This is a genomic window from Streptosporangium sp. OZ121, from assembly GCF_051918885.1.
In the GTDB taxonomy this organism is placed as follows: domain Bacteria; phylum Actinomycetota; class Actinomycetes; order Streptosporangiales; family Streptosporangiaceae; genus Streptosporangium.
On the sequence record NZ_JBPXMC010000001.1, the window covers coordinates 268,490 to 293,498 of the forward strand.

A 25,009-nucleotide genomic window follows, 5' to 3' on the forward strand; every position below is an offset into this window, starting at 1 on the left:
AGGGGGAACTACTTCCAGATTGGAAAGGGTTCGGGCTACCGCTTGAACATGGCGATCTTGGCCATGGTCACCTTCTCGACGGTGACCTCGTTCGGGCCCGGGTTGAGGATCCGCAGCCGCAGCTGGTTGGAGGTGTCGAGAGCGAACTGACCGCCCACCGAAGCCTCGACGCGGCCCGCCGGGTCAGCGGTGTACGTCAGAGCCCACGCGTCGTCCTCGAACGTCTTGCCGTCCCGGTCGTACCGGGACCACGCGACGTCGACCTCGGCGCCGGGGGGAAGGCCACGGAGCTTCACCAGGGCGTCGCAGAGGGCCCAGCGGGAACCAGGGGCGAGCACGGCAGCGCCGTCCGCCCCGTGGCCCTTCACGTCGTCGACGAACTCGGTGTGCCAGCGCACCGCGAGCACGCCGCCGGCCGGAACGGTCTGGTCCCGGCCAGCGCCGAGGGAAACAATCTCGGGCACGTCGTCCTCCTTGATGATGGGGTTGGAAGCGGAACCGCTTCCGACAGGGCGAGGCGCGCCGCGCTTCACCCACGCGTACAACGGCCCGCCGGGGCAGCTGGTCGCATAGCCGTCGCGGTGCCCCTTGATCTCCGAGCCCGCGCCGCCCTCGTCCCTGAGGTACTCGATCGCGTCGCGGATGCCGTGCAGCATCGCGTCCGGCGGCTCCGTCACGCCCGAGGTGCCGACCAGGCCGAGCACGGCGTAGTGACCGCTGTTGAGCCCAGGGCCGTTCGCCGCGGGGATGCGGTGCAGGCCCCGGCCGACGAACACCTTCCGGTGGCTACACACCAGCAACGAGTAGCCGACGTCCATCCACCCGTTGCCGTTCATGTGGCCGCCCTGGATGCCGCGCACGGCCGCCACGCACTGGCCGTGGTCCGCCAGGGTCACCGGGTCCACGTGGCCCCCGGTGTAATGGATCTTGACGCCCTTGGTGGAGGTGAGCCGGTCGTAGGAGCCGCGCGGCTCGCGGGCGCCCCAGCTCCTGCGGCTGACGAGGTCCAGCGTCATCGTGCTACCTCCTTCAGGTCGGTGAGGGCCTGATCCCAGGACTCGAACCGGATGCCTCTGTCGTCGATGTAGGCGATGGCCGGGATCTTGCGACGGGTCACGAGCAGCACGCCGCGCTGCGTCCAGAAGTGGCTCTCACCGTGCGGGGTGGGCATGTCCTCGTTGTCGACCTGGACGGGAATGGTGCTGCGGGCCTGTATCCACACGGCGACCTGTATCGGGTCGCGGGCGGTGAAGATGAACACCGCGTGCCGCTGCATGAGGTAGCGCAGCGCGTCGAACGCGCCGGGCACCGGGTCGTCGTAGATCGTCCCGTCGTGCCAGCCCTGGCCGTACTGATGAATCACGCCGTCGAAGTCCACGCCGACAGCAGGCATGGGTCACCGCCTTCCGGGGTGAGAGGGAAAAGGGGAAAGGTCAGCCTCTGGTCAGGCTGATCAGCGCGATGATCACGCCCGCGAGGGTCACCATCAGGCCGACGATCGCGATGATCTGCCGGGTCCGGTCGGCGAGCTGCTGACGGGTGACGGCGTCGCGCTCGACGATGTCGAGCCGGGCCTCCATCGCCAGGTCGCGAGCCTCGGAGGCGGCGCGGTCCTCGTCGACGCGCCGCGCGAGGTCGGCCCGCAGCTGGTCAGCGTGGTCGGCCCGCTGCACGAGCAGCGCCAGCTGGCCCTTGATCTCGGCCAGGCCAACGGCTGTGATCTCCGACAGCTTGGCCAGGGCAAGGGCCAGGTCGCTGGAGGGCGACTCACTCATGCGGCGCGCTCCCTCTGCCTGCCGACGAACGTTGCCGCCGGCTTCGAGTCGAACGTCGGCCGAGCTGTCCGCAGGAGGCTTTCGCGGTACCGGGCAACCGCCAGGCTGCGGCTCTTGACCCGCAGGGGATCAAGCCGCGTCAGCGACTTGATCGGCTCCAGCGGATCAGCTGCGGCGCGGGCGGTCGCGCCGACGAAGGCCAGCGCCTCCTGGCGGGTCTGCTGCTTCTCCGGCTCCAGCCGCACCCGGTGCTCCTTGACGGCGTTGATCCGCGTGAGGTGCGCTTCCAGCCGCACGGCGTCGGGTACGCCCGGCGTCCAGCACGTCGGTAGACCATGCATGGCTTCCGCGACTTTCACCGCGTCCGGGTTTTCCCACAGGAAAGGGTCGTCCAGGCTCGGAATCCACGGCTCATGCAGGATTACATCGAGCAGCGTTTCCAGGTCATCGGGATCAATCCCGTATTCGGCAGCTCTCCATTCGAACGTCGAATGAGGAAATATGTGCATGTGCGTTTCATTGTTCGGCTTCACACGATAAACGCCCCACAGCGGCTCGGCGCCGTCCGGCGCAGCGCGCTGCTCGGGACGCTCACCGCCCGACTGTGTGAGACTGGTCTCGGTGTAGGAAAGCTCGGCATCCCATACCGTCCAGATTTCTGCCATGTGACTTCCCCCCAGGTCAGTGGCGGTGCGCCCACCAATAGATGGCTTTTCCGGAATACACGCCGCCGCCCTGTGACCATTCGAGCGAGAATCCGGTCTGGCTGGACGCATCAAGGCACCAGTTGAAATTCGCGTTAGATGCGCCGTCGCGAACCGTGCTGACGGGCCCCATGTTGGAGGCCATCGTCGTGCCGTAGGTGTATGTCGCTCCGCTGTTGCCGGACGGGATGGTCACCGATCCGGCATTGACGGCGTCGTACGATTCCACTTGAGCCATATCCCAGACGCGTCCGCGAATGTAGAAACGGCCGGTCGCGTTGGTGTGAATGTAGGTTTCGGTGGAAGTACTGCCGTCGTTATAGCCGTACTGGCCGTAACCTTCCGCGATATCGATTCCGCCGCCGTTGTCGCCGGAACCGGAGCTGTCGCGGATGCGCAACCTGATCAAACCGGCCGCGACCTGGAATTCAGCGCGGGCAGAGTTGAACTGGTTGGTGCCCGACGTGATGAAAGTGGTCGTTTCGCCCGGGTATAGGCCGTCGACCGCGTACAGGCGCGAGTAGTTGGTGCCGCTGGCTGGGTAGAACCGCAGGTCAAGCGTGGCGCTGTCGAGGATGAACCGCTGGCCGGTCGCGGCCGAGCGCACCACGGAGCCGGTGATCGTCTTACCGGTGATGGCGTCGGCGGCGATCTTGGCCGCCGTGATCGCGTTCGCCGCGATCGAGCCAGCCGTGACCGCGTTCGCCGCGAGGTGCCCGGCCACGATCGCACCCGCGGCGATCTTGTCGGCCTCGATGGCGTTGGCCTGGATGTGCCCGGCCTGGATCGCGAGCGCCTGGATCAACGCGCTCGTGATCGAGCCCGCCGTGATCTTCGCATCCGCCGGGATCGACCCCGAGATGATGTGCTCGGCACCGTTGATGACCTCGCCGATCAGGTCCGTGTCGACCAGGGCCGCCGTGGCGATGACCTCGTGCTCGGACTCCGCAGACTGGTTACCGGACCGGTCGATACTGGTCAGCCAGATTTCCCGGTCCGCCCCGTACGGCTGGCCGGGGATCACCAACGACCCAGCCGCGTCGAGGTGCCCAACGACGGTCGCCCCTGGCGCGAGCGGGTCTTGCATCCACACGCTCGTCCGGTCGAAGTCCGCAGGCATCGGCTCCGCGTCTTCGCCCAGGCCGTCCCATCCGACGTGGATCACGCCCAGGCGGGTGGACAGCTGCGGTGCGCTCGGCACCGGCGGCGGAGTCGCGTCGTCGGGGATCAGCGCCACCGTGACCGAAGAGAAGACGCCCTTCACGCCGTCGTTGGTGGCGCGGACCTTCAGGCCGTACTCCCAGCCCACGACCAGCGGCGAGACCGCCGCCGTGGTGTCGCCGGAGGCGGTCTGCGCGACCAGGAACCACAGCTCGCCCTCCAGGTTGCGGCGGGCGTAGACCTCGTAGCCGTCGACGCTGAGCGCGACGCCGTTGACGTCGCCGATGACCGGTAACCACGTCACCGTGGCGAGGCCCTGCGCGTAGCCCGCCGCGTCCAGGTACGCGACCGGATCGACGATGAGACCGGTCGGGGCCGCCGGAACCCGGCCGCTGGAGTCCGGGGCCGGCTCGGCGCCGGACCCGCCGGAGCCCACGCCGCCCGCGAGGATGCCCGCGGCCTGTCGAGCCAGCCTGATGTCTCGTTCGAGGAACCGGTCGTTGAGGACCAAGTTGCCCGCGACATCGCCGTCTTTGCCGACCGACAGAGTGATCTGCCGGATACGCAACGGGGCCATGACCGCGCCGTCGCCGGGGGCAAGCACGACGTCACCCGGCCCGTAGTCGGCGAACGGAAGCCACCGGGCCAGATGCGGGATGATGCCCCGCGTGAGCTGCACGCGCTCCCGCGCAGCGCGCTCCAGAGCGGACTGCCCGAGGACCGTCATCGTGACGGTGTCCGACACTCCGCCCTGAGTCTGGTGGGTCTCCCACCGGCCCCACGGGACCGTCGCGGCCGGGTTGGTGACCTCCACGTTCAGCCCAGCCTCACCCACGATGAGGATGGAGCTCGCCGCGTCCTCCAAGGTCGCGTCGTCCGGGGCCTGGTCGACGTCGCGGCCGAGCCTCAGATCCACCGGAGCCGCACCGGCCGCGAGGTCACGGCCCAGTTCCGTGCCCTCGGTGAACACCTGCAGGACGCGGCCGAGCATCCGCCAGTTGAGGATGCCCTGGTCCGCGAGGTTCAGCAGCATCGTCAGCAGCGGGACGCCCGGCTCCAGCGCGAGCGTCAGCACCTTGTCCCACGGCTGGCCGGCCGAGTCGGTTTCGTCGTCGAAGTCGACGCTCAGGCCCGGCACGGCTCCGCGCGCCTGGCCCTCGTCGATGAAGGTCCTCAGGATCGCGCCCGCGCTGACGCCGCTGAACTGGCGCTTGCCCTCGATCATCTCCGCGTGCGGGTAGAGCACGACCTTGCGGAGCTGCCAGGACCAGCCGGGGCAGTTGTAGGAGGAGACGCCCGTCCGGTCGGTGTGGTCGGTGTTGCGCCGGATGCGAAGGAACCGGCCGTCCGGGGGCTCCACCCACGCGCCGCCCGTCGAGTACTCCACGGCGACCTCGCACGGCTGCGCGAGCAGGCCCGCGCCCAGGGCGTGCGCCGAGTAGGACAGCTTCAGCGAGGAGACGTCATCGAGAGGGAACCCGACCTCGAACCCCAGCGGGTGCGGAAGCACACCAAGACGGGGACCATTCGGGGTGTAAACGGCCAGCCGCAACGCATACCGCTGCGGGCCACCTGGCGTAATTATCTGCACTGCTTCCCCTCGGTTCTGTGGTGTCATGAGGGGCATGAACAGCGACGAAAGCCAGCCCGCCCTGCTTGCGGAAGCGGGAGCTGTCGAGGTCGGCTACATCGAGCCGGGCACGGTCTGGGCGAAGGACAGCAGCACGGTCGGGGACCTCGTGCGACACCTCGTTTTCCCCGATTCAGCCCGCTGACCTGCCCTCCGCCTGGTTCAGGCGCTCCTGCTGCTGGTCGAAGGCCGCCGACAGGACCACGACCTCATACGTCAGCTCGTCGACGCGGCGCCGTAGCGCCGCGATGACCCGGTTCGGATCCACAGCCATGTCCTGCATCAAGACCCCCTCATCGCTTCGAGGCGCAGCGCCGCGCACCGCACCGGATCGATTCGCACGTGCTCGCGCAGCGGAGTCAGCGCGTCCGGCGCGCTGCGGCCCGCCGCGCGGCGGGCCGGCGCCGCCATCTCGACGGTCGCGTGCTCGCGCTGGCAGTGCTCGATCCGCTCGACCACCTGGGCGCGGGCCTGCTCGGCGCTGACCTGCCACGGATTCGCCTCGACCGCCTCCGACTCGTACAGCGGCAGCACCGTCTGGTGGAGAATCACGCTGATCGCCTCGTCGGTGGACTGCAGCCCGTACGTCACCGCGGCGTTCTCGATGGCGACCTGCGGCAGGAACATCACCAGAGACACGTCATCCGAAAGGCGGGTGAGCGTGACCTCCCACGCTGGGATGCGACCGCTGTTGTCGGCCGTCTCGATCACCCCTGTGACCTTCCACTGGTCCGGCACGAGCGGCTCCTTTCAGGTACGCCAGGCCCACACCGAGAACGTGACGGTGGAGGCGGGAGCGCTCGGGCTCCGGAACGTGATGGCGCTCTGCGAACGCGTGTAGACGTACATGTCGGTCGGCGCGGAACTGCCTGACGCGCCGCTGCCGCGCTGCGCTGACCACACGCAGCTCGGGGTGGTCAGCAGCGTGAAGCCGTAATTGACCACGTGGTAGGTGCCGTTTCCCGTGATCGTCACGTCGAGCATGATCAGTCCGGCGCTCACGCCGCCGATCTGCCACGTGCCGCGATGCAGCGTCCCCGACTGGGAGAACAGGAAGTTCTGCGTGCCGAGGGTCGGGTGAAGCCAGCCGACATGCGCCTGAGTCTCATCCGCGATCACGTAGCCGCCGCGCTGGTTCTGCGTCACCGGGTCGTGAATCGCGACCCGCCAGAAACCGGCCGCGTGGATCAGGCGGCACATCGCGGTGTTGGCCAGGTTCGTGCCCGACTCCATGATCAGTGTCGCTTCGCCCGTGTACAGCGACCCGTCGCTGTAGATCCGTGAGGCGTTCACGCCGGAGCCGGGGATGAACCGAATCTCAGGCGAGGTCGCCCCCGCGGGGTTGACCACCACCCGGGCGCCCGTCACCCCGGAGGCGAACTGACCGACGATCGACACCGCGCCGGTGACCGCCGAGATGCTGGCCGTCTGCACGCCGACCGCGTTGTACGCGGCCAGGCCCGAGCTGTTGAGCTCGACGCGCGCCGCGCTTGGGTCACCGGCCACCAGCCGCGTCGACAAGGTGAGCACGGCCGCGAGCTTGTCGGCGGTGACGGCGTTCGCCTTGATGTTCCCCGCGTCGACCGCGCCGGCCGCGAGCTTGTCCGTGGTGACGGCGTTGGCCACCAGGGCGCCCGTGGTGATCGACTCGTTGGCGGCGTCGCCCTGGACGAGCGGCACCGTCGCGATCGTCGCCGAGGTCGACGCTGCGGACTCGTTGCCCGAGCGGTCGACCGCGCTGAACCGGAACTGCCGGTCCGCGCCGTACGGCAGGCCCGGCACGAGGATCGAGCCGGCCGCGTCGAGGTATCCGATGTCGGCCCATCCGGGCGCGAGCGGGTTCTGCATCCAGACCCGCACCCGCAGGAAGTCCGGCGGCATCGGCGCCGCGCCGACGCCCAGCCCGTTCCACGTGACGTGGACGACGCCGAGCCTCGTCGTGAGCTGCGGAGTGGTCGGCACGGGCGGCGGGTCGGTGTCGTCGGGAATCGTCACCGCGACCTGCGACGAGAACGCGCCGACGACGCCGAGGTTGACCGCCCGGACCTTGAACGCGTACTCGGTGCCGACGAGCAGCGGTGAGTACGTGACCGAGTTGTCGTCGGCCTCCGTCGTCGCGACGAGGAACCACGGCTCGCCCGTCACGTTGACCCGCATGAACAGCTGGTAGCCGCCGACGTCCAGGGCGACGCCGCTCACGTCCACGATGACCGCGCCCCAGGTGGCGGTGATCTGCCCCTGAGCCACGCCGGCCGCGTCGAGGTAGGCGAGCGGGTCAACGATGAGGCCTGAGGGCGCGGCCGGAGTGCGAGGCCGCGGGCTGTCCGGGGCGGGACGCGCTCCGGAGCCTCCATCCGCTGTGGAGCCGCCGACGATGCCCGCGGTGCGGCGGGCGAGTCGGATATCGCGTTCGAGGAACCGGTCGTTGAGGATCAGAGAGCCGCCGACCACGCCGTCAGCGTTGCGAGACAGCGCGACCTGGCGGACGCGGAGGCTTTCCAGCGCGCCGCCTTCGCCGGGCGCGCGGACGCGGTCGCCCGGCCGGTAGTCGCGCCAGGGTAGCCACCGCGCTCCGTACACGGTGATGCCTCGGGTGCGCTGCACCCGCTCGGCGGCGGCCCGCTCCAGGGCGGCCTGTGCGAGGAGCGTCGCGGTGCCCATGTCGGAGACTCCGCCGTGTCCGGCGTACTGCTCCCACGGCCCCCACGGCTGCACAGCGGTCGGGTTTTCGAAAGTGTGCACGAATCCGTTGTCGCCGACGACGAGCACGGAGGAGGCGGCATCCTCCAGCGTGCCGTCATCCGGCGCTTCGACGACATCGCGCCCGAACCGGAGTTCCACCGGCCCCGGGCCGGTCGCGAGGTCGCGGTCCAACTCGGTGTCGGCGTTGTAGAGCTGCAGGACACGGCCGAGCATCCGCCAGTCACATATGCCCTGCTCAGAGAGGTTCAGCAGGAGCGTCAGCGCGTCGGTGCCCGGCTGGTAGTAAATCGTGAGGACCTTGTCCCAGGGCTCCCCCGCACTGTCGTGCGTCGAGGTGAAATCCCAGTCGAGGCCCGGCACCGCGCCGCGCGCCTGCGCCTCCGCGAGAGCCGTCTGCAGGATCGCGCCCGGCGTGGCCGACAGGAAGGGCCGCTTGCCGTCGACCAGCGCAGCCACACCGGGGTAAAGCACGATCTTGCGGAGCTGCCAGGAGTAGCCCGGCAACTCGAAGCGGACCAGGCCCGTCCGGTCGACTTCATCGCCGCGGCGCTTGATCCTGATGAACCGGCTGTCGGTGCCCTCGGCCCAGGTGGCGCCGTCTTGCGACCACTCCACCGCAACCTCGCACGGCTGGGCGAGCATTGCCGCGCCGACTGCGTGGGAGCTGTAGGAAATCTTCAGGCTCGGCACGTCGTCCAGTGGCCATCCGGCCTCGACGCTCAGCGGATGCGGGAGCGCGCCAAGCCGAGACCCGTTCGGGGAGTAGACGACAAGCCGTAGATCGAACACGAGGCGCACCTCCTATCAACCCGAGGCCGGTAAGGGCCAGGAGGCAGCAAAGCTCAGCATCCGCGAGAAGAGGCGAACCTCACTCCGGACGACGGCACTCGATCTGCGACAGGGGTTTTTCAAACAAGCGAAATTGATTCATAACCATTCGGCATGAGCGAGGATGTTTTGGCATGTACCCCTATGAACCATATGAGCACTGAAAATGCACACTTTTGGACACAGCGGGAGTCTTGATCATTCAAATGGGACAGACCGAAAACCCGAGTAACTGCTTTTTATAATCCCATAACCGTAAGCGCCAACCATCGAGCACTTTACGTATCAAATGGATTGAATCATTGGTAGCCTTTATCTCGTTGATCGCCAGCCCCTTTCGGCGCAGCAGTCCCCCGGGGGCGGCTGGGCGGACCGGGTCGCCTCCACAGGCAAACGGTCCCAAGAGAGAAAGCGGGGAAGCCCGTGGGCGACGATCAACGCCCTGGAGACCAGGAAGGCGCGGAGAAGCTGCTGCTTGTACAGCTGCTGTTGATCCTGCTGGACTGGCTGCTTCAAAGAAACGGGCTCAGCTAGCAGCCAGCTAGCCGAGCCCGCAGCGAGAGCGAGGCCCCGATCTTAGGTTGACGCCAGGTCGGGGCTTCGTCGTTTTCCGCTGGTATCAGCGTAGCAAATATCACAAGCCGGTGTGTCCGTCTTTAAAGTATTCGATAAGCCGAGCTTTTAGCTATGCCGAAGTTAATGGCGAGCTTTAAAGCGGATTACATCAACGTGCGGATGACCACGTGACATTATTTCATATCCCCGAGCTTTAGATAAGGCTAGTCAACGGTTACATCTGACTGTCCCTTAATGTTAACTTATAGTGAGGTATCCGGCTCGATAGCACAAAGATCCCTATTGGCTATGAGCTGAAGGAGACAGGAAGAAACGCCTTCTGACCTGGGGCTTTGATTCAGAGGTAAGACGAGCGGCCCCGGATCTCCAGCGTGGACACCCCAGTCGTTGAGGTCGCCGAGCTGGTGACGAGCAGGACACGCGAGTGCGGGTCACCGACCGCGACAGCCGAGGTCAGGTGCAACCAGCGGAACGCGGAGCCGGGGCCGGTCGCGTCGATCTCACCAGTCACGTCGGTACCGGCCGTCAGGTCCCATGTGTCCGTCGACACCACAGCGGCGCGCATGGCCGCGCAGTCGACCAGCAGCCGCTGGCCGGCCAGCAGACCACCCGGGCGGGTGATGCTGCCGCCGGTCGCGACGTCGGTAAGGCGCGGGTTGACCGCCGGCCCGGTCCACCGGATCACCGCGTCGGTGATCGGCCCCGTGGACTCGGCCACAGGCGTCACAACCTGAGACGCGGCGTTCGGCGACCCCTCCCACGTGCTCTCGATCTCGTCCCGCCAGTACACGCCCGGAACCCGCATGATGACGCTCAGGCGGGCGCGGGCCGCGCCCACGTTGACGTCGGGATCCGACGACGAATCGAACGCCACGTCGGCGACGCGGACAATGCCCCCGGCCTGGTACTTCAGCGACATCAGCCTGTGCCGCACACCGACCAAGGCAGACAGCGCTTCGAGGTTGCGTTCCAGCTGCTCGTGTCCACCATCGGCGCCGGCCGGAGTCGCGCCGGTCAGCCCGAACGTCAGGCCGAGCGTGGTGGCGTCGTGGTCCAGGCCGACGAGCGGAATTTCCCCCGCCCGGCCCGGCATCGTCACGTGGACGGACCGGATGCCGGGCAGAGGCCTGCGCTGGGTGCCCTTCTTCAGCTTCCAACAGCCCTTCGGGTGGTCGAGAGCTACCCCGTCGAGCGTGTAGGTCGGCACGTCAGATCACTCCCAGGGCGCCGGTGTACTGGAGCCCGCGGTTGACCGACACGGACGTCGGTTCAGCCTGCGGGTAGTAGTTCGTCATGTGGATGACCGTCCGCGCCGACGCCTGACCGCCCGCGCCGCCCGCGAGGCCGTCCGGGACGTTGACGCCGGGCACCACCATGTCGGGCATGGTCGTCTTGCTGACCATCGTGGTCAGCTTCTCCAGCGACGACATGACCAGGCCGGACGCCTGCTGAATGCCGACCGCCATACCAGCGGGCAGCATCCGGCCGATCGCCGCGAAGACCTTCGACGGCGACGCGATGCCCAGGGCTTCGCGCACCCAGTCGGGCATGATGTTGCGGAAGAAGCCCAGGAGTTGCTGCTTCAGCCACGCGCCGGCCGCCTGCACGCCCTGCCATAGACCTGTCAGCAGATCACGGCCCGCAGTGGTCAGCAGCGTGCCGAGGTTGCCAAGAGCCGCTTTGATCCGAGATGGGAGGGTTACGACCCAAACGACCATTTCGGTGAACTTGCGGACCGCCGCCTCCTTGGCGGCTCCAACCCACCGGTCGAAGCTGGCTCCCAGCTCTCCGAACCAGGCCAGGATGCTCTTGATCTTGGTGACGGCTTCGTTGATCTTGGTCTGAACCCATGTCCACGCGGCGGCGGTCGCAGCTTTGATCTTGTCCCAGTTCAGGACAATCGCCGCGACCACAGCGACCACCGCAGCGATGGCCCATCCCACCGGGCCCATCGCGATCAGCCAAGCCGCGGCCATCCGCGCGGCCTGCGCCATGGCCTGAGCGCCCATCAGCAGCCAGCCCCCGACGACCCGACCCGCCGACGCGACCATGGAGCCGGCGGCGGTGAGCGTGGAAGCCACCATGCCGCCGCTGGCCGCCGTCGTCGCGGTGGCGGCGGTCGTCGCCGCCGGGGCCAGCAGTCCGAACGCTCCGGCAGCGCTGATGATCGCGGTGACGATTCCGCTGATCTTCATGCCAGTCACGACGAGCGCGGCCAGCGGCAGCAGAACCGGCGCCATCTGAGCCAGCGCCGCGACGAGCTGCAGGACGACGGGCACCAGCGGTGTGATCGTGGTGAGCGTGTTGGTGAAGCCCAGGCCGAGCGCAAGCAGCCCTTCCTGAACGGCCGGATCGGCGAGCGCCAGGGACAGCGCCGCCGCGAAGGCAGTCAGGCTCGGTCCGGTCGTGGCCAGCGCCACCCCGAGCGCGGACACCGTCGAGGCGATGCCAGGGCCGAGCGCCGTCGCGATCTTCGCGGCGTGCGGTGCGACCAGGGCAAGCGAGGCCGCGAGCGCCGTAAAGATCGGGAACAGCGCGCCGCCGACCTGCTGAAGACTCGTGAAGATCGAGACGAGCATCTGCTGGCCTTCAGCGGTCTTCAGGAAGGCGTTGACCTCGCTGGCGAGCTGCCCGACAACGCCGAGCGCCCCGCCTCCGGAGGTCTCCATCGCGCCGAAGACCGACCTGGCAATCCCGCCGACGTCGACCAGAAGCGACCCCAGGGCCATGAAGACCGCAAGGGCGTTCTGGACCCAGACCAGCGGCTTCCCGGCTTCCGTCGCCGCGTTCAGCCAGGCGGTGAACCGCTGGGTCAGGCTGTTGACGCCGTCGCCCAGTCCGGAGAAGGCCGGAAGCGTCGAGGAGACGAAGCGCGCGACGGCCTGCATCAGCCGCTGCAGCGTCCCGGACTCCAGCCCGCCGACGGTGTCGGTCAGCGTCCGGAAGACGCCGGTGACCAGGTTGACGGCCGCCGAGCTCTGCCCGAACTTCAGGACCTCGCCGCCGAGGCGACCGAACTGTCCGGCCGCGCCCGACATGCCCGACTGCAGCGGGCCCATCAGGGCGGCTGCGGTCGCGGTGATCTGCCCCGTCAGCGGGGCAAAAAAGGCGTCCTGAACCGAGGACTTCAGCCCGTCGACGGCGGGCTTCAGCGCGTGGACGTCCCGCGCGGCGGCCTGCGCGGCCGGTGAAAGCCCTGCGATGGCCTCCTCGAACTTGGCCGGGTCGTCCCCGAGCGCCGCCTTGAAGGCCTCGCTCACCCCGCCCAGGGCGACCGTGAGCGTCAGGAACGCCGCCCTGGCCAGCAGGAACGCCGCAGGTAGCGCGGCTACGATGCCTGCGGCGGGCGCCAGCGCCGCCGTGAACGCGATCGCGCTCTGCGCGGAGGCCGCCATCCCTCCGGCCATCACGGACGCCTGCATGGCGCTCGTGACGAAGCCCGCGCCCATGGCGCTCGTGGACTGGGAGATGGAAGCGGCCTGGCCGGCGAACTTACCCGCGTGCTCCTTGAAGGCGCCGAAGATCCGCCGGAGGACGGACGTCGCGCGGTCTCTCACGTCGATCGTGGCGAAAATCTCGCCGACGTTCAGCGCCACGCTCTCCCACCCCGCTCCCGCTTGCCGTCGTCAGGGGTCAGAGCACGGGCGATGCGAGTGTCAGCGAGGAGCAGCCCGAACAAGCGGGTGCGCAGCCACCGCCACGACCTGCTCCGAAGCAGGCCGGGCTCGCCGAGGTCGACGCCGTACTCGGTGTGGAGATCGGCCTCGACCAGCGGCCAGCGCCTCAGGAGGTCGTGCCAGGCGACTTGGTGGCCGCCTTCGACCGCGAGGCCGTCGTCCGGGTCGTACCAGTCGCGGAGCCCCGTGATCGGGTCGATCGGGCCGCCGCTGCCCGCCTCGTCGCCCGATTCGGGGCGGGTGCTTCCCCCGAGGTCGACCAGAACTTGACCGCTGCGTCCGTGCCCGCCGCGACCCAGATGAGCGCGGTGGTGCCGATGTGCTGGATCTTCGGCCAGGTCAGGCCATCGGTGAACAGCTCGTCGTAGACGGGCCCGAGGATCCGCTTGTAGAGGTCCTGCTCCTGGTCGTCGTCCAGGACGACGGCGGCCAGCTTGGTCAGCTCCTCGCCGTCGACCGCCTCGCCGGCCTCAGCGGCGATGCCCGCGTTCATGAGCCGCTGGCACAGCAGGCCGACCTCGGCGTCCGGGGCGGGGATGACGTACGTCCGGCCGCCGACCGGCAGCCGGAGCGAGTCGTCGAAGAACTCGTCGAGATCCTTGAAGGTAGCCATCACGCGGCCACCGGGTTCTCGATCTCGACCGGCTGGCCCTGGCCGAGCAGGGTGAAGTTGAACGGCTCCAGGTCGGTGACCGCTCCGCCCTTGGTGAATTCCGACACCGTGGCGGTGCCCTCGTAGGCGTCCGGCGCGCCGTCCTTGCGGTACCAGCGGACCTTGATGTTCGCGTCGAAGCCGACCACGCGGCCGGCCTGGCGAATCCGCTCCTGGCCGGGGTCCGGGGTGAACACCGTGGCGTCGGAGCGCTTACGGCGGCCCTCGGCCTCGATGGACCACGTGCGCTGAGTGACGACGGTGGAGCCCCAGCCGTCCGACTCGAAATCGCCGTCGTCCTCGGTGTTGTCGTCCGTGGTTTCGCTGAAGCTGGTCAGGCCCTTCACCGGGGTCCACGTCGGGGTCTCGACGGGGCCGGTGGCCACTTCGAGGACCCAGTCCTTGGCCAGCAGGGAACGCAGCGCCATGATCGTCTCCTTGTTGAGCGCATACCGAAGCGTGGGAATCGGAACCGATTCCCACGCGGGAAGAAAGGGAGGTCAGAGGTCGCGGTTCGGCGAGGGCCGATGCACCATCAGGTCGTAGCTGTCGGCCCGCTCCCACCGGCCGGAGCTGTCACGCCCCAGCGGAGCGACGATCGTACGGCGCACCAGCAGCACCAGCACGCCGGTTGAAAGCCGCACGTTGGACAGGCCATGCAGGGCGTCGAACACCCCATCGGCCAGGTCATCCACCACGCGCGGGTCGGACTTGGCTCGCATGCGGACCTGCACCTGCACGCTGGAGTCGGCCTGCTCGACGTCGTCGCCCGCCTGGCCGACGCCGTACACCGAGAGGGTGACCGCCTCGTCGGGCTTCGCGGGCAGACCGCCGATCGTGATGGCCGTCTGCGTGTCGGCGTACATGCCGCTCGGGATCCAGTCGCCCACCGCGGCGGCGGCCAGCAGCTCGGCCAGGCCGGTGAGCAGGTCACGGGTCCAGCTCACCGGAACGCCCCTTCCAGGTACTTCGCGAGGATCTTCCGCACGTTGTCGGCTTCCTCGGCGAGCGCGTTTTCGAGGTACTTCGCTTCACCCTTCTTCGGGTGGTCGTAGTTCACTTCCTCGTGTTGGCGCACCGCGTACGGCGTGTTAAAAGACACCGCTGCGACCAGGTTGGTCGGGTCCACGCTGGGCGCGCCGGATCGCTCCAGGTCGCCCGATTCGTGCGGGGTGTTGTGCCGGGCCGTCGCCAGGACCACCTCGGCAGACTTCCGGAGCCCGAGCACCGCTGACCGCTTGATCTGCGCGGACAGCTGCTCAGCGCTGACCTTCTCGTTGAATTCGACTCGGCGAGAGACCATCAGCGGCACACCACCTCAACGTGGTCAGGGGTGGGCAGGCCGCCGGAGTCCCGGTTGAACGACGTGATGACGGTGGTGACCCGGTCGTTGACCGTGACCCGGCTCCCCTCCGGGCACCGGGTGCCCGGACGGAAGAAGATCGTCGTATCGGACACGGTCTCGGCGCCCTGCGCGTCACGCACGAGCCGCCGCTCGTCGTCGACCAGGCACCGCTCCGTCACCGCAGGTCCGAAGATCGGGCCGTAGGCGCCGTCACCCTCGAACGGTTCGATGATCGCGGTGTGCCGCAGCAGCCACTCAGGGAGCATCACCACGGGCTCCCGTCGATCACGTAGCCCGGTAGCAGGCCTGCGAGCTGCAGAATCGACGACGCATCGGGCGCGTACCGGGCGGGCGCGCTGTCGGCCGAACCGCCGCGCTCCAGGCGCACCGAACCGATCGAGACCGTCTTGAACGCGGACGCGACGCCGAACTCATCGCCCACCGCCAACGTCCACGCGGCCTGTGCGCAGGTGGCTCGCTGGAGGGCGTCGGCGTCGGCCGGCCGAGTCGGCATGCCCGCGTCGTCGACCGGGTAGACGGCGCTGGTCAGCAGCTCATCGATCCGCTCGGATGCCCGCGACAGCCGCCGGTCGATATCAGCAGGGGGCGAGTTCTGCCCCGTGAATTCCGTGTAGTCGGCAGCAGTCGCGTACGTCATCGGCTACGTCACCGGCAGCTCGTAGACGGCGACCGACAGGTCAGGGGTCGCGGAGTAGTCCACGTTCACTTTCCCGTTGCTCTGCCGGTAGATGGCCGGGAACGGCGGGATCAGCACGTCGCCGGTGAGCGCCGGGATGACGTACTCGCGGTCCTCGACGTCCTGGCCGTCCACGGTGGCCGGGAGCTGTACCGTCACCGTGCGGGCGGCGGCGTTGGTGTTTTTGACCCGCAACTGCCGCCGGTCGGAGTGAACGAACGCGTGACCATCCGCGATTGCGGGGGTCAGCGCGGCACTGAGGTTGAGCCCGCCGCGGGGCATCGGAACGGGAGTCAGGTCAGTCCGAGCCATTGTCGTCCTCCTCGTTGTCCTGGCCGAACTCCTCGATGAGCGTTGCCTTCGACAGCGCCTTCGCGTCCGACTCGTCCATGCCGAGGGCGACCGCGTACGCGACCCATGCGGCCTTGTTCTCGTGCTCGGCCGGGCGGGCCGGGCCCGCGGCGGAACCCGCGGCGGGCCCGTCCAGCGGGCCCGGCGCGGGCTGGGGTGCCTGGAGGCACAGCCAGACGTCGAGGTTGTCCAGGCGGACGGACCGCTCGGCCCGCTCGATCGTCTGGCCGGTGCGCGTGTTCCGGTAGACGAAGCCGTCACCGATCACTTCTGCAGCACTCATCAGGTGTTGGCGTCCTGCTCGACGTCAACCTGGATGACCAGGTCTGTCGGGGTGCCAGCGACCGACACCACTTCAGCGGTGAGCGTGTCTCCGGCGGCGAACTTCAGCACCGCCGGGGCGGCCAGGACCCCGGACATCCAGGTGGATGCCGTGGTGACCGACAGGTCGGCCGAGCACAGGTCGACGCCGTTCTTCGCGGCGTTGATGACGGCGCCGGTCCCGGCGATGCGGTAGGCCCGCACCGCCTTGACCCTGCACGCGACCGGGGCGCGCCACAGGACGTGGACGCCTGCGGCGGGTGCCTTGAGAGTGAGAATCTTCTCGGTGAGACGAGCCTTGACGGCCATCGCGCACCTTCCTTCCTGGAAATGCGAAAAGCCCGCCGTTTCGGCAGGCCACGGGAGGTTCGGCGTAGGTGCGCCAGGGTCAGGAGGTCTTGTCGACGCCCTTGATGAGGACGGCCCTGTTGGCGTCGATGGTCTTGGTTCCGTAGAGGCAATCGACACTGACCACGTCCTGCTTCTGGTCGATGTCGTAGTCCATGACGACGCGCAGACCGAAGCCCTTGTACGAGGCGACGGCGGCGTTGGCCGCGCCCTGCGGAAGAACGAGCGGCCTCGTCACCAAAGCAAAAGCAGTCCTGTGGAAGGACACGCCGACCTCGGTGGTGCTGTTCCCGATGACCTGCGCCGGGGTGTAGATGTTCTGCGTCTGGTACGCCTCGTGCCCGAACACCCTTCGACCGAGGTTGGCCTCACGCAGACCATCGGTGTCGCCGCGGGTCTCCGCCGAGTGGAACAGCGGGTCGCCCAGCCACTGGGCCTCGATCTCCGGGCCGACGACGAGGTAGCGGTCCGCGCTGGGCACGTTTCGCTGGTTGAGCACTCGCCTGGCGTCGATCGCGCTACGCGGGTTGGAGTGCGCGAACACGTTGACGCCGACCGGGTTACCGGCGAACTGGCCGGTCACGCCGACTTCCTGGGTGATGTCGTCACGCAGGGACAGGATGTCCCTGTCGATCTTCTGGGCGATGGCCTCCATCGCGGGGTTCAGCAGTTGCGTGCCGAAATCCTCGATCCGGAGGGTGAGGTCTTCGCTGGTCACGGCGAAGCTCACGTCGGCGAAGTGGTTCAGGGTGACCGGAATACCGGTTTCGGTCGCGTTCTGGATCTCGATGCCAACCTCGCGGTTGAACTCCTTCGCCTGGAAAACCGCCGGCTTCCTGACGTTGACCGTGTCCCCGATCTTCGCCGCGAAATCTTCGTCGTAGTCACGGTGGACCAGCTGGGCCATGACGCAGGTCTCGTAGAGGGTGGCCAGCGCCGCGCGGGCGATCACGCTGGGGGTGAGGAAGTTGTTAGCCATCGGGCCTTTTCTCCTTGCAGAAAGGGATCGGCAGCGGAACCGCTACCGGCGTGGATTAAGAGGTCGGCCGCTTCTTGCGCTGCGCGCGGAAGTCGTCGACGGTCTTGTGCTCCGGGTCGTTGGAGCGCCCACCAGGCCCGCCGGTGAACTCCCCCCCGGAACGCGCCGGCGGCCCCGCCTGGGTGGCCGCCTTGAACTTCGGGTTGTTCTCCACCGCAAGCTGAATAGCGTCGGTGAGCTGGGTGGAGAAGTCAGCGCCGTCCGGGTCGAGATCCCGGACGACCTTCAGGAAGGAACGGCTGTCGAGCAGCGCGTCAGGGTCAGCGCCGACCTTCGTACTGCCCCGGTGAACGGCGAGTTCGATCAGCGCGCGGCGGTGCCGCTCCTTCTCCTGGTCGCGCTCCTTGGCCGTCTGGTCCTTCTCCGAGGACAGCTTCTCGATGACCTGCTGCGGGTCGAGCGGCTGCTCCTCCTCGGTGATCAGCCCGAGCGCCTTGCCGATCTTCTGGGCGAACTCGGCCTGGGCCTGCGCGGTGACTTCCTCCGGCGTGGGACCGGCCTGGGCCGTAGCATCGCTGGCGGCCTTCTGCATGGCCTTGAGCTGAGTCCGGAAGTCGGCCGCTTCGGTCCGCGTGTCCTTGATGAGCTTCTGCGCCCACGAAGGAAGATCGTCGACCTTCTTCGGGTCGGGGCGGCCAGCGTCGGCCTCCGGAGTGACCTCGGGCGTGGCCTCGACCTGCGGAGGGGTCTCCTGCGGCTGGCCTTCGCCCGGCTCGTCGTCCGGAGCTCCACCGGCCTGCACGCGGATGGGCTGGCCGTTCTTCTTGAGACCGAGGAGCGCACCGGGCGTCGTCGGCAGAGTGTTTTCGATCATGACGAGATGGCCCTCCTGGGGCTGTCGCCGGACATGGAAAAGGCCCGCGCCTGGCGGGCCCATGGAGAGGAAGACGAAGATCAGCTACCAGGCAGGTAGCGGTAGTAGACGCGCAGCCACAGCAGCCGCAGCGCCCGCTGCCGACCGTCGCCCCGCGCCTCATACGGGCAGGACGTGACCGGCATGCCGCGCTCACCGGCGAGGCGGCCGAACGTGACAGCTGCCCTGCGGTCGGTCTCGGTCATAGGCCGAACTCCCGTCCAGCGCCGCCCGCGCGGATCTGCGCTGCGGCCCTCTTGTCGGAATCTCGGTTCAGCCACAGCGCCCGGAACTCGGTGAGCGTCAGCCGCGGGTTGTCCTGCCACCAGCGCTTGAGTTCCTCGCTCGCGTACGCGCGGGCCCGAGCGGCCGGCCCGGAGAACAGCGACTTGTCGCTGACCTCGTTGGCCCGGCCCTTCTTGTTGAGGAAGACGCCGTTCGTTGCGGCCTCGGCCGCGTCGTACTGCTGATCCAGCCACTCGGCGTACATGCGGCGAATCGTCTGGTCGACGTCCTCGCCCGGCCAGCCTTCCGCCTGCACCAAGGCGCGGCGCTCCTCACGCTCCAGCTCGGCCGGATCCAAGCCGTACACCTCGGCGTACGCCTCCATGTAGGAGTAGCGGCCCGTCGCGATCAGGTCCGAGATCCGCCGGTCCTCCGGCGTCTCCTCGTCCTTCCAGTTCCACGACCACTGTTCGCGCTCCCTGGTGGCCGCCTCGATGCGGTCCAGCTCGGCGAGCACGCGCTCCATCCCGTCCGAATCGTCCTGGTAGCGCAGCATCAGCTCCGTCAGGTGCTCGTCGGTCAGGTCGCCCAGATCGTCGAGCTGGGACAGGGCCTCGATCGGGTCCTCGGCCGCCGCGGGGCCGGCCGCCTTGCGTTCGGCCTCGCGCTCGTCCGCCCGCCGCTGCGTTTCCTGCGTCAGGCGGGCGGTGATCTCGCCGTCTCCGGCGAACCGCTCCTTGAGCCGGTTGACCTCTGCGTCCGGCAGCTGCTCCAGGTTCCTCGGTGGCGCGTCGACCCGCTCCCGAGCCGGAGTCCTCCGCAGCCCCGCGGCCTTGGTGTGCTCGCGCAGCTGCTTCTGGTACTCGGCGACCTTCTCGTCCGCCTTGCGGCGGGCGTCGGCGTCCAAGGCGACGGCCGCGCGCCGCTTGTAGTCGCGGATCTGCCGTTCCAGGTAGCGCTGCTTCTGCGCATCGCCGTAGGTCGCGGCTCTGGGCTCGACCTCCCGAGGGCGGGTCACGCCAGGCAGGTACGCGCTCAGGGAATGACCACAGTTCGGATGCATGAGCCCCGCCTCGCGGGCCTCCTGCACCGTCCCGGCGACGTCGACCTCAACGAGGCTGTCGTCGATCTCTGACGGCTCCTGCCGGATCCCGGCCGGACCCGACTGGGACAGGATCTTGCCCTCCCACGGGTCACACAGCTTGCACGTGTACGGCAGGCGAGACACGATCACCAGGTCCATGCCCGCGTCCCGCAGCGTCGCCATGTGCCCATCGGTAGCGGCCCTCGCCATCGCGGTCCGCATCGCCATCTCGACGTACTGCGGCATGCTCCACGTACGAGCTGGGCGATCAGCGGTTTCCTGCGTGCGGAACCCGGTGATGCCCTGCTGGGCGAACCTGTTCAGCGCCCGCTGCGCCGCATCCCGCCGCGTCTCCGCGCCGACCAGCGCCCGGCCCGCTGTCTCCGCGACCACCCGCCGGTAATCGTCATCAACAGCGCGCAGCGCCCCGAGACGAACGGAGGTGATCAACCGCACCGTCTGCGCGGCCAGCTCAGCCACACCCTGACCAGGGTTGACCAGCGCTTTCGAACCGACCTTCCGCGCGTCCCTGAGCGTCCGCTCCAAGCGCTTGCGGATCTTCTCGTCGTGGACGTCCAGCACCGCACCGACCACCGCAGAATCCATCCCAGCGGACCAGGCTTCCACCACCGCGCGCTTCGCCGCCGCCTTCGCAGCCGCTTCCAGACGGTTGATGATCCGCTCTGCGTCCTTCCGGAGCTGACCGATCTCACCGAGTCGCTTCGCCTCCCACAGGGAGGTGTCGTCATCGTCGAGCCCTTCAGCGACACGGGCCGCGACCCGGGCGAGAAGCGCCTCCTCGGCGTCGGCGTACATCGCGGCGACGAGTCGCGCCTGCTCCAGCCCTTGCGCTACCGCTTCGGCCGGAGTCCCGGCCATCAGTCGTCGTCGCCGGAGGCGGACGGGATGAACATCTCGGAAAGCTCGGCCGGGTCAGGCACGTTCAGCCCGAGCTCGTCACGCAGCATCTCCTTCTCCGCCTTCACCTGGTCGGCATCCCAATCGGGGTGCAGCATCCGGATCCGGGTGTCCAGCGATGCCGACTGCGCGCGGACCAGCATGTCGAGCGTCCGGCCCAGCGACTCAGGGTCGGGCATGACGCCGTCCGGCCACGACACGGTGGCCTTCTCGGCGCTGACCTTCGTGCCGTAGATGTGGTGGTCGACGGACAGCAGGACCTCCGACAGCCAGGCCAGCGCGGGCGTCCAGTAGCCCACCTTCCGGCCGCGCGTGGAGTAGGACCGGTGGCGCTGCATGTGGATCTCGGTGGCGGTCTGGGCCTGGCCGTCGCCGCCCTCACCGAAGCTCTGCACGCTGTAGCCCGAGCCGCGAAGGATCTGCGCGATCAGGGTTTTCGCCGTGTCGCCGTGCTCCTGCACGCGGATCGCGAACTGCGACATCGTGATCATGTTGGAGCCGCCGCCCGGAGGCGGCAGCATCCCGAGCCCGGAGTAGATCTCCCGGTCCGGATCCCACATCGACCCGCGGCCCCGGCCCGTGTTCTGCAGGTAGACCTCGGGGACGACGATGCGCGCCTTCGCGAGCCGCAGATCCCGCATCCAGGACGTCCACGTCTCATCCAACGCGTCCATCAGCGGCTCAACGCCCGAGTAATCCGAGCGGCCAAGCGACGTCCCCCGCAGCAGGCGGTGAGGCCTCATGTTGGGCACGTAGTGGACCAGCAGGCCCCGCTCGTAACCGGAATCGAACCCGCCCTCGGCGTCTACCTGCGGCGCGAAGTGAGCCGTCGCCGGATGGTCCTCCAGCGGCACCTGCTGGCCGAGGTGATCCTCATCGCCCATGTACAGGCCGTGGTAGACGCGACCCTTTTCGTGGCGTTCCAGGTGGCGCCACACCTGACGGTCCTCGTCACGGACGACCCGCCAGAACGTCACCGCCGACAGCCGGCCGCTACTGAACTCCGGCACACCCGCGTCGGCGGGCAGCGCGTCGAACACCGGGTGGTCGACGCCGGTGTCCCAGCCGATCCGCAGATACACGCCGCCGTAGGCCGAACCGAGTTCGGCAGCCTCCAGCAGGCCGCCGTAGATCCCGGCCTCGTGCATGATCTTGTCGAGCCGCGCCTGCCCCTTCTTGCCCGGGACCTTCAGGGTCGGAGGCTCCGAGAACAGCAAGTCCGCGCTCGTGGCGGCGATGTCGCCCGCGATGGGGACGTGGAGCTTCGTGCTCCTGCTCTGTCCGGCCGGCGTCGGCGAACCCCAGAACCAGCGGGCGACCCGGCCCATGACACCGCCGCCGCGCATCGGCCGGTCCCAGCCCTTCAGGTCCAGGCCGATGCCCGGCGATACGCCTGCTCCGTACACCTCGGCGAGCCGGTCCGGGGAGCCGGAGTACCACGCTCCCCACTGGTTATAGAGCCGCATCTCTGGGCGGATGGCGGGCGGCGGCCACTCCTGATCAACGGTTGGAAGCGGCATCAGACCTCCCCGCCTTCGAGGAGGTCGGCGGCGGCGCGCAGCTCGACCTCGTCAATCTGGATGGACAGAGAGTGGGAATCGGTTCCGATTCCCACGCGGAAGGAAGGAGAAGTCAGCGGCATCAGGTCCGCTCCGGCCAGTGCCAGGTGCCCGGCTCGGTCCCCGGACGCACGTTGAACTCGTGGAACCCGCCCATCTGCCCGGGGGTGAACACCCACAGGTGGACGTGGAACTCGCTGTCGAGCTTGGGCACCGCGCCGACCGCGACGCCTTCGGGGTCCAGCGTGTGGACGTCGGCGGTGACGATCGCCGCCCTGATCGCGTGCAGCCCGTGCTTACCGCGATACCGGACGATCCGGCCCGTCGTCGGCAGTGGGGACATGAGGGTCTCTCCTGTCAGATGATGGGGACGGCGCCGGAGCGCAGCACGGGCCGCTCAACGGCGCCGTTCACGCGGACCCACGCCATGTAGGTGCCGTCCGGCAGGGCGACCACCCCGCCGGGGCCGATGAGGATGCGCGCGACCGCGCCCTTCGCGGTGATGCCGGACCACTCCGCGGGGAGCCAGTCGTCTTCGGCCGGCTCGGCGCCGACGTTGACGAACGCAATCTCGACCGCCTCGGAGCCGGATGCGCCGGTGACGGGGATGTAGAGGTACGGGCGGCTCAGTGACGAGATCGGGTCCAACGGGCCTCCTACGTTCGCGGGGGATCGGCGGACCATGTGGTGTAGGGCGGCGATGCCTGCCAGGCCACGTAGGGCGAGCCGGTTTGCCACAGCACGTAGGGGGCGCCAGCGTGCAGCGGCGGGGTGAGGCGCAGCATTCGTTTGGCCGTGCCGATCTCAACGACCTGGCCGAGGACACCGACGAGCGGCGGCTGCGGCTGTACGGGCTGCGCGGTACCGGTTTCGGTGATGGGCGCCAGCGTCCGGACCTTGATCCGGCCGAGCGGGAGGCCTGCGCCGACCTCGACGACCTGGGTCAGGCGCCCTCCGCGCGCGAAGCCGATCGGCTGGGCCGTGCTCGTCTCGATGACCTGGCCCAACGTGCGGGCCTTAGCCGGACTGATCGGCCGCGCCTGCCCGGTTCCGGTGACCAGGCGAATCGCCGCCCAGCCGCGCAGGGGCCGGGCGGTGCCGGTCTCGACGACCAGGCCGAGGCCGCGGGTCTTGACGCGCGTGATCGGCGCCGGCTGTCCGGTCTCGACGACCAGGCCGAGCGCGCGCACCCTGACCGGTCGCACCGGGGCGGCGCTGCCGGCCTCTGCGGCCAGCCCGAGCGTGCGGGCCTTGGCCCGGATGAGCGGGCTCGCCGTGCTGGTCTCGATGACCAGGCCCAGCGTGCGGGCCTTGACCCGGGTGAGCGGCTGCGCGACGCCGGTCTCGACGACCTGCGCAGCGGTCGGGCCCGCAGAGCGACGGCGGGCGAGGATGGGGCGACCGAGAAGGCTGCGGCCTAGACGCGGCATCGCTCAGGCCCCCTCACCACGAGGCAACCCGATGTGCCGCCTTCGAGCCGCCCACGGGACCGCGGGGTCGCAGGCTCGCCGTGGACGGGGCCGGGCCGAGCTTGGCCGGGCCGATCGCGACGTCGTCGAGATGCCAGTAGCTATCGGCATCTCGGTGCAGGTGGAATTCCGCAGCTTGCGGCTTACCGCCTGGCCAGGCGATGGACGCCGAGATGGAGTAGTCGTCGGGGGTGTCGGACTCCGGATCGAGGTAGGTCCACACCTCGACGGTGCCGGTGCCGCCCGCGTTGATGGTGTAGCGGTACTCGACGCGCCCCCACTGGCCAACGGGGATGCCCACGGGAGCGTTGATCACCTGCGCAGTCGTCGATCCTGTCCACACGCCGACTCGGCCAGCAGGGTGTATCCACGACTTCGACACGACCCCGGATGGTCCGAGGAGGGCGAACAGGCCCTTATACCCGGGGAACACTCCCAGGCGGTGGATGTACAGGCGGGCGCAGAAAACATCGCCGGACGGCGGTACGTTCACCCAATCCACGTGGGTGTCGGCGCCGACGACGGCGTTGACGGCGGACAGGCCGGACTCGCCACGCACCAGGGCGTTGCTGAACTGCGGCGATCCGACGATGTTGGTGAGCGCGTTGCCGCTGGCACCGCCCGAGTTGGCCGCAGTGATGGCGGTGGCGTTGGTGCCGCCGTTGAAGCTGTTCGTCATCGGTGTGGTCAGCGGCGCCAGCTCGAACGTCACGTCGTCGATGTACGCGCCATCGCTTCCGGCCGCATCCGAGCCGTCCTTGACGTAGCGGAAAGTGACCTGCGTGACGGCCGACACGTCGAACACCGCTGATTGTGTCCAGCCGATCTCACCGGAGACCGACAGCCGTTCGACGCCGCCGATGATGAGTTTGAAGAAGTCGAAGCCCGATTCCGAGGAGACGGAATACCAGAACTGGAGCGTCGTGGCCCTGAGCGGCACCTGCATGACCGCGTCGGCGGTCTGGCTGTTGCCGATGATGTTGTTCGCCAGGGAGAGGGTGCCCGAGCGGGCACGCTCGATCGTGCGGACCCAGTTGCCGGTGACGGGGACAACGACACCGCCGTCAAAGTTCTCGACTACGGGCATCTCGGCC

Annotated in this window: 29 protein-coding genes; 1 reads left to right on the forward strand and 28 read right to left on the reverse strand. The window is 68.6% G+C overall.

The genetic code is table 11. The annotated features are described in order from the left end of the window. Positions 1-35: 35 nt before the first annotated feature. The 5 genes from ACTOQ1_RS01250 to ACTOQ1_RS01270 are packed head-to-tail and all read right to left on the reverse strand — an operon-like array spanning position 36 to position 5,258. Positions 36-1,016, reverse strand: coding sequence for a peptidoglycan recognition protein family protein (locus ACTOQ1_RS01250; RefSeq protein ID WP_440063760.1), 981 nt, complete (start codon positions 1,014-1,016; stop codon positions 36-38). Continuing rightward, positions 1,013-1,393, reverse strand: coding sequence for a hypothetical protein (locus ACTOQ1_RS01255; protein ID WP_440063761.1), 381 nt, complete (start codon positions 1,391-1,393; stop codon positions 1,013-1,015). The genes ACTOQ1_RS01250 and ACTOQ1_RS01255 overlap by 4 nt, the downstream gene beginning before the upstream one ends. Before the next feature lie 40 nt (positions 1,394-1,433). Next, complete coding sequence (locus ACTOQ1_RS01260; RefSeq protein WP_440063762.1) at positions 1,434-1,775, reverse strand: hypothetical protein; 342 nt, start codon at positions 1,773-1,775, stop codon at positions 1,434-1,436. Then, on the reverse strand, positions 1,772-2,440 hold the full coding sequence (locus tag ACTOQ1_RS01265; protein WP_440063763.1) for a hypothetical protein: 669 nt from the start codon (positions 2,438-2,440) through the stop codon (positions 1,772-1,774). The genes ACTOQ1_RS01260 and ACTOQ1_RS01265 overlap by 4 nt, the downstream gene beginning before the upstream one ends. A 16-nt stretch (positions 2,441-2,456) precedes the next feature. Then, positions 2,457-5,258, reverse strand: a complete 2,802-nt coding sequence (locus ACTOQ1_RS01270; RefSeq protein WP_440063765.1) for a hypothetical protein — start codon at positions 5,256-5,258, stop codon at positions 2,457-2,459. Between the two features lie 7 nt (positions 5,259-5,265). On the opposite strand from ACTOQ1_RS01270, the gene ACTOQ1_RS01275 reads away from it, so the two are divergent. Further along, on the forward strand, positions 5,266-5,415 hold the full coding sequence (locus tag ACTOQ1_RS01275; protein WP_440063766.1) for a hypothetical protein: 150 nt from the start codon (positions 5,266-5,268) through the stop codon (positions 5,413-5,415). Here the strand turns inward: ACTOQ1_RS01275 and ACTOQ1_RS01280 are convergent. The 23 genes from ACTOQ1_RS01280 to ACTOQ1_RS01390 all read right to left on the reverse strand — a co-directional run bounded on the left by ACTOQ1_RS01280 (position 5,404) and on the right by ACTOQ1_RS01390 (position 25,002). Then, positions 5,404-5,553 (reverse strand): hypothetical protein, encoded by a 150-nt coding sequence (locus ACTOQ1_RS01280; RefSeq protein ID WP_440063767.1) that lies wholly within the window; start codon positions 5,551-5,553, stop codon positions 5,404-5,406. The two genes, ACTOQ1_RS01275 and ACTOQ1_RS01280, sit on opposite strands and share 12 nt — an antisense overlap. Beyond that, a complete protein-coding gene (locus ACTOQ1_RS01285) occupies positions 5,553-6,008 on the reverse strand; it encodes a hypothetical protein (RefSeq protein WP_440063769.1) in 456 nt (151 codons plus the stop codon). The genes ACTOQ1_RS01280 and ACTOQ1_RS01285 overlap by 1 nt, the downstream gene beginning before the upstream one ends. Before the next feature lie 12 nt (positions 6,009-6,020). Next, complete coding sequence (locus ACTOQ1_RS01290) at positions 6,021-8,762, reverse strand: hypothetical protein (RefSeq protein ID WP_440063771.1); 2,742 nt, start codon at positions 8,760-8,762, stop codon at positions 6,021-6,023. A gap of 952 nt (positions 8,763-9,714) precedes the next feature. Continuing rightward, complete coding sequence (locus tag ACTOQ1_RS01295) at positions 9,715-10,584, reverse strand: hypothetical protein (RefSeq protein WP_440063773.1); 870 nt, start codon at positions 10,582-10,584, stop codon at positions 9,715-9,717. A 1-nt stretch (position 10,585) separates the two neighbouring features. Then, entirely contained in the window at positions 10,586-12,973 is a 2,388-nt protein-coding gene (locus ACTOQ1_RS01300) for a hypothetical protein (RefSeq protein ID WP_440063775.1), read from the reverse strand. A gap of 187 nt (positions 12,974-13,160) precedes the next feature. Next, positions 13,161-13,667: a DUF7426 family protein gene (locus tag ACTOQ1_RS01305; protein ID WP_440063777.1), complete on the reverse strand. Its 507-nt coding sequence runs from the start codon at positions 13,665-13,667 to the stop codon at positions 13,161-13,163. Further along, positions 13,667-14,134 carry a phage tail tube protein gene (locus ACTOQ1_RS01310; protein ID WP_440063778.1) on the reverse strand — a complete coding sequence of 156 codons (468 nt, stop codon included), beginning with the start codon at positions 14,132-14,134 and terminating at the stop codon, positions 13,667-13,669. Before ACTOQ1_RS01310 ends, ACTOQ1_RS01305 begins: the two co-directional genes overlap by 1 nt. A gap of 72 nt (positions 14,135-14,206) precedes the next feature. Further along, positions 14,207-14,653, reverse strand: coding sequence for a minor capsid protein (locus tag ACTOQ1_RS01315; protein WP_440063780.1), 447 nt, complete (start codon positions 14,651-14,653; stop codon positions 14,207-14,209). Next, entirely contained in the window at positions 14,650-15,018 is a 369-nt protein-coding gene (locus ACTOQ1_RS01320) for a hypothetical protein (RefSeq protein WP_440063782.1), read from the reverse strand. Before ACTOQ1_RS01320 ends, ACTOQ1_RS01315 begins: the two co-directional genes overlap by 4 nt. Continuing rightward, positions 15,009-15,320: a hypothetical protein gene (locus ACTOQ1_RS01325; protein ID WP_440063783.1), complete on the reverse strand. Its 312-nt coding sequence runs from the start codon at positions 15,318-15,320 to the stop codon at positions 15,009-15,011. Before ACTOQ1_RS01325 ends, ACTOQ1_RS01320 begins: the two co-directional genes overlap by 10 nt. Beyond that, positions 15,317-15,709, reverse strand: coding sequence for a hypothetical protein (locus tag ACTOQ1_RS01330; RefSeq protein ID WP_440063784.1), 393 nt, complete (start codon positions 15,707-15,709; stop codon positions 15,317-15,319). The genes ACTOQ1_RS01325 and ACTOQ1_RS01330 overlap by 4 nt, the downstream gene beginning before the upstream one ends. Positions 15,710-15,712: 3 nt before the next feature. Further along, complete coding sequence (locus ACTOQ1_RS01335; protein ID WP_440063785.1) at positions 15,713-16,060, reverse strand: hypothetical protein; 348 nt, start codon at positions 16,058-16,060, stop codon at positions 15,713-15,715. Further along, positions 16,047-16,382 (reverse strand): hypothetical protein, encoded by a 336-nt coding sequence (locus ACTOQ1_RS01340; RefSeq protein WP_440063787.1) that lies wholly within the window; start codon positions 16,380-16,382, stop codon positions 16,047-16,049. Before ACTOQ1_RS01340 ends, ACTOQ1_RS01335 begins: the two co-directional genes overlap by 14 nt. Next, a complete protein-coding gene (locus ACTOQ1_RS01345; protein ID WP_440063789.1) occupies positions 16,382-16,729 on the reverse strand; it encodes a hypothetical protein in 348 nt (115 codons plus the stop codon). Before ACTOQ1_RS01345 ends, ACTOQ1_RS01340 begins: the two co-directional genes overlap by 1 nt. Positions 16,730-16,808: 79 nt before the next feature. Next, positions 16,809-17,747 (reverse strand): P22 phage major capsid protein family protein, encoded by a 939-nt coding sequence (locus ACTOQ1_RS01350; protein WP_440063791.1) that lies wholly within the window; start codon positions 17,745-17,747, stop codon positions 16,809-16,811. Between the two features lie 55 nt (positions 17,748-17,802). Next, the gene (locus ACTOQ1_RS01355; protein ID WP_440063792.1) at positions 17,803-18,684 is read right to left on the reverse strand and encodes a hypothetical protein; all 882 of its coding nucleotides are present in this window, start codon (positions 18,682-18,684) and stop codon (positions 17,803-17,805) included. Positions 18,685-18,701: 17 nt separating this feature from the next. Further along, positions 18,702-18,866, reverse strand: coding sequence for an Rmf/CrpP fold protein (locus ACTOQ1_RS01360; protein WP_440063794.1), 165 nt, complete (start codon positions 18,864-18,866; stop codon positions 18,702-18,704). After that, positions 18,863-20,848 (reverse strand): phage minor capsid protein, encoded by a 1,986-nt coding sequence (locus tag ACTOQ1_RS01365; RefSeq protein WP_440063795.1) that lies wholly within the window; start codon positions 20,846-20,848, stop codon positions 18,863-18,865. The genes ACTOQ1_RS01360 and ACTOQ1_RS01365 overlap by 4 nt, the downstream gene beginning before the upstream one ends. Further along, complete coding sequence (locus ACTOQ1_RS01370; protein WP_440063797.1) at positions 20,848-22,407, reverse strand: phage portal protein; 1,560 nt, start codon at positions 22,405-22,407, stop codon at positions 20,848-20,850. The genes ACTOQ1_RS01365 and ACTOQ1_RS01370 overlap by 1 nt, the downstream gene beginning before the upstream one ends. Before the next feature lie 121 nt (positions 22,408-22,528). Next, a complete protein-coding gene (locus tag ACTOQ1_RS01375) occupies positions 22,529-22,789 on the reverse strand; it encodes a hypothetical protein (RefSeq protein ID WP_440063799.1) in 261 nt (86 codons plus the stop codon). Between the two features lie 14 nt (positions 22,790-22,803). After that, entirely contained in the window at positions 22,804-23,094 is a 291-nt protein-coding gene (locus ACTOQ1_RS01380; protein ID WP_440063801.1) for a hypothetical protein, read from the reverse strand. Positions 23,095-23,102: 8 nt separating this feature from the next. Beyond that, positions 23,103-23,876, reverse strand: coding sequence for a hypothetical protein (locus ACTOQ1_RS01385; protein ID WP_440063803.1), 774 nt, complete (start codon positions 23,874-23,876; stop codon positions 23,103-23,105). Positions 23,877-23,889: 13 nt separating this feature from the next. Further along, complete coding sequence (locus tag ACTOQ1_RS01390) at positions 23,890-25,002, reverse strand: hypothetical protein (RefSeq protein WP_440063804.1); 1,113 nt, start codon at positions 25,000-25,002, stop codon at positions 23,890-23,892. Positions 25,003-25,009: the final 7 nt, after the last annotated feature.